1 protein-coding gene is annotated in these 3,886 nt (G+C 52.1%); it reads right to left on the reverse strand.

Features of this window, described 5'->3' with window-relative positions; genetic code table 11:
• Positions 1-249: 249 nt before the first annotated feature.
• Positions 250-3,489 (reverse strand): carbamoyl-phosphate synthase large subunit, encoded by a 3,240-nt coding sequence (gene carB, locus QZP87_RS01390; RefSeq protein WP_291321134.1) that lies wholly within the window; start codon positions 3,487-3,489, stop codon positions 250-252.
• Positions 3,490-3,886: the final 397 nt, after the last annotated feature.

Consider the following 3,886-nt stretch of genomic DNA (forward strand, 5'->3'; position numbering starts at 1 on the left):
ATCACACAGATTGACACAGATAAAAGAGATTGAAGAAGCATGTTTTTTCCTTGCGGGAATAAGAACCCGCAAGGAAAAGGCATCAGCCGCTTGCGCGGCGGGGGAGCACCTAAGCTTAGCGTCCAAAAATGAAACAGTCCCAGTGCTAAGTGCTGAACCCCCGTCATGGCTCAAATTTTTCTTGTTTTTTGTGACAGGGTTTCAGGAGTAAGTCACTAAACAGATACTTCTCATGAAGATTTTTTACGTTTATCCGGCATTGTTGTAGTATTCCTGCATGCTATGGACCTGCAGTCCCCTGCCGGCACGTTCATATAGGGCCGATGCCATCGCCCTGGCCGCGGCCATGGTGGTGGTGTAAGGTATGCGGTACAGGACGGCGGCCTGCCTCAGGGAAGAAGAATCGTGCTTGGTTTTTTTCCCGGAAGAGGTATTGATTAATAGATCGATTTCTTTGTTTTTGATGTGGTCGATTATATTCGGCCGACCTTCGTAGACCTTGTTTACCACCTGAGCCGGAATGCCGTTTTCCTGTAAAAAGGCGGCGGTTCCCCGGGTGGCTTTTATGCTGAACCCCATTTCATGAAATATCCGGGCGGGCTCCAGGCAATCCGACTTGTCCTTTTCGGTGACCGAAATGCAGATGCAGCCCTTTTCTGGAAGCATCTGACCGGCTCCCATCTGACCCTTCATAAAAGCCAGTCCCATTCCGTAGTCTATTCCCATGACCTCCCCGGTGGACTTCATCTCGGGTCCCAAAAGAACATCCACACCGGGATACCTTCCAAATGGCAGCACTGCTTCCTTTACTGAAAAATACCCCTGCTTGCGCATGGACCATGGGTCCAGGTCCTTGAGCTTCCCGCCCATCATTACCCTGGTGGCAAGTTTGGCCAGGGGCACGCTGGTGGCCTTGCTGACAAAAGGCACAGTTCGGGAAGCCCGGGGATTCACCTCCAGGAGATAAACCCTGCCGTCCTTGATGGCGAACTGGATGTTTATCAGTCCCACGACAAACAGTTCCCGGGCCAGACTCAAGGTCTGGGCCTCAATATCACGGATAATGTCCTGTTCTATGGTGTGGGGGGGGATGACACAGGCCGAATCCCCCGAATGCACTCCAGCTTCTTCGATATGTTCCATGATTCCGGCCACGTATGTGTCATTGCCGTCGCTGAGGGCATCCACGTCAACCTCAATGGCCCCCTCAAGGAATTTGTCCAGTAAAATAGGGTGTTCCGGCGCCACGACCACGTGATTTTTAAAATAAGTTATCAGATGTTCTTCATCATAGACTATTTCCATGGCCCGTCCGCCCAAAACGTATGATGGCCGGACCACTACCGGGTAGCCTATGTCCGCGGCAATGATTCGGGCTTCCTCTATGGACCTGGCGGTGCCGTTGGCAGGCTGCAGGAGTCCCAGCTTATTGATGAGGGCCTGAAAACGTTCGCGATCCTCGGCCCGGTCTATACTGTCCGGGGAAGTGCCGATAATGGGTACCCCCGCCTGCAGCAGTGGAACCGCCAGGTTTAAAGGGGTTTGTCCGCCGAACTGGACTATGACTCCTTCAGGTTTTTCAAATTCGATTATGTTCATGACGTCTTCAAAGGTCAAAGGCTCAAAATACAAAAAATCCGAAGTGTCATAGTCAGTGCTCACTGTTTCCGGGTTGGAATTGACCATGATGGAGCAAAGTCCCATTTCTCTGAGGGCATAAGCCGCATGCACACAGCAGTAATCGAATTCTATGCCCTGGCCTATGCGGTTGGGACCTCCGCCCAGAATCATGATCTTGCGAGCCTGTCTGGGAAACACCTCACGACTTTTTTCGTATGTGGAATAAAAATAAGGGGTATAGGCCTCAAATTCCCCGGCACAGGTATCCACCAGGTAGTAGGTGGGCTCAATGCCCAGTTCGCGGCGCAGGTTGCGCACGAAAGCCTCATCCTTTTTCCAGATCCGGGCCAGGTGCCTGTCTCCAAAGCCCAGGGTCTTGGCCTCAGTCAATACCGGCCTGAGATAAGGGTTTTCCGGAGAAAGGCTGTGCTCCAGGCTGAAGGTGCGCAGCTCCTTTTCCATCTGCACCAGATCCTGGATCTGCCGCAGAAACCAGGGGTCTATGCTGGTAAGTGCGTAGAGTTCCTGGATTTCCATCCCGGCCATAAAAGCCTCGTGCAGGGTAAATATGCGCAAGGAGTGGGGAAAACGCAGCCTGGACCTTATGTCTTCAAGGTCGGGTTTGCCGGGTGAGAGCACAGTGGTCAGGCCGATGTGGCCTGTTTCCAGGGAGCGCAGGCCCTTTTGCAGGGCCTCCTTGCAGGTACGCCCGATGGCCATGGTTTCCCCGACGCTCTTCATGGATGTTCCCAGCAGATCCTGGCTGCCGGGGAATTTTTCAAAGGTGAACCTGGGAATCTTGACCACGCAGTAATCTATAGTGGGTTCGAAAGAGGCCATGGTCTCACGGGTGATGTCGTTGGGGATTTCATCCAGAGTATAGCCCACAGCCAGTTTGGCGGCGATCTTGGCAATGGGAAAACCAGTGGCCTTGGAAGCCAGGGCCGAAGACCTGGACACCCTGGGATTCATTTCGATGACCACCATTTCTCCATTCTCCGGATTCACTGCAAACTGGACATTGGAACCACCTGTCTCTACTCCTATTTCGCGCATTATATCCAGAGATGCATTGCGCATGGCCTGGTATTCCCTGTCGGTCAGGGTCTGTGATGGGGCCACGGTAATGGAATCCCCGGTATGAACTCCCATGGGATCCAGGTTTTCTATGGAGCAGATGATGACGCAGTTGTCGTTTTTGTCCCGCATGACCTCCAGTTCAAACTCTTTCCAGCCCAGTACCGACTCCTCCAGCATGATCTCATTGGTCATGCTGCAGGACAGGCCGTACGCAGCTTTTTCCTCCAAATCTTCCAGGTTATAGGCAATCCCTCCCCCGGTGCCTCCCAGGGTATAGGCCGGACGAATGATAATGGGGAAGGCGATGCTTTTGGTCCACTGTCTGGCCTCGTCCATATTGCGGGCGATGCCGCTTTTTGGTACCTTTAGGCCGATGTTTTCCATGGCCTTGCGAAATAGTTCCCTGCTCTCGGCCTTCTGGATGACAGGCAGTGAGGCCCCAATAAGTTCTACCCCGTGTTTTTCCAGGACCCCGTTTTCAGACAGGGCTACTGCAGTATTAAGCCCGGTCTGTCCCCCAAGTGTAGGCAAAAGGGCGTCAGGTTTTTCCCGGGCTATGATACGGGCCACTGTATCGGGCTCGATGGGCTCGATATAGGTCTGATCAGCCAGGTCCGGGTCGGTCATGATGGTGGCCGGATTGGAGTTTACCAAAACCACCTGATAGCCTTCTTCTTTGAGGGCCTTGAGGGCCTGGGTACCGGAATAGTCGAACTCGCAGGCCTGTCCAATTATTATGGGGCCTGAACCTATCAGCATGATTTTTTTGATATCGGTTCTTTTGGGCATTTGTATTATTCATGGATGTTATAGGTTGAGGGCCTGAAATGTGCTTAGCCTGGCTCAAGTGCTGCCACAATGGAAAGCGCTGAGCAGTTAACCCTACAGTGAAACTTATTTGTTGACCTCCGGGGACTGGCTCTTTTGCCGCCGAATTTTTGAAGCATTTGCAAATTAGCAACCGGCAAAAGAGCCAGTCCCCGTGCGACATGCAAAGCGCTAACCAGATACTTCTGACAGAAGACTGACGAATTGTAAAAATTAGTGCGGGTGACTGTCCTCGGTGGCCGAGGCTGAAATTTATTCAGAGTGTCGCTGTAGTGTTATGGCAGTCCGGTCATTTATAGGTTATTGGTTTTATTCTTAAAATAAGCTTCGAGCCTTTTTTGGTGATGAAACCTTTTTC

Source organism: Desulfonatronospira sp. (assembly GCA_003563255.1).
Taxonomy (GTDB): Bacteria; Desulfobacterota; Desulfovibrionia; order Desulfovibrionales; family Desulfonatronovibrionaceae; genus Desulfonatronospira.

Coding starts and splice junctions, on each gene's coding strand:
- carB (WP_291321134.1), bottom strand. CDS start 3,489: ATGCCCAAAAGAACCGATATCAAAAAAATCATGCTGATAGGTTCAGGC.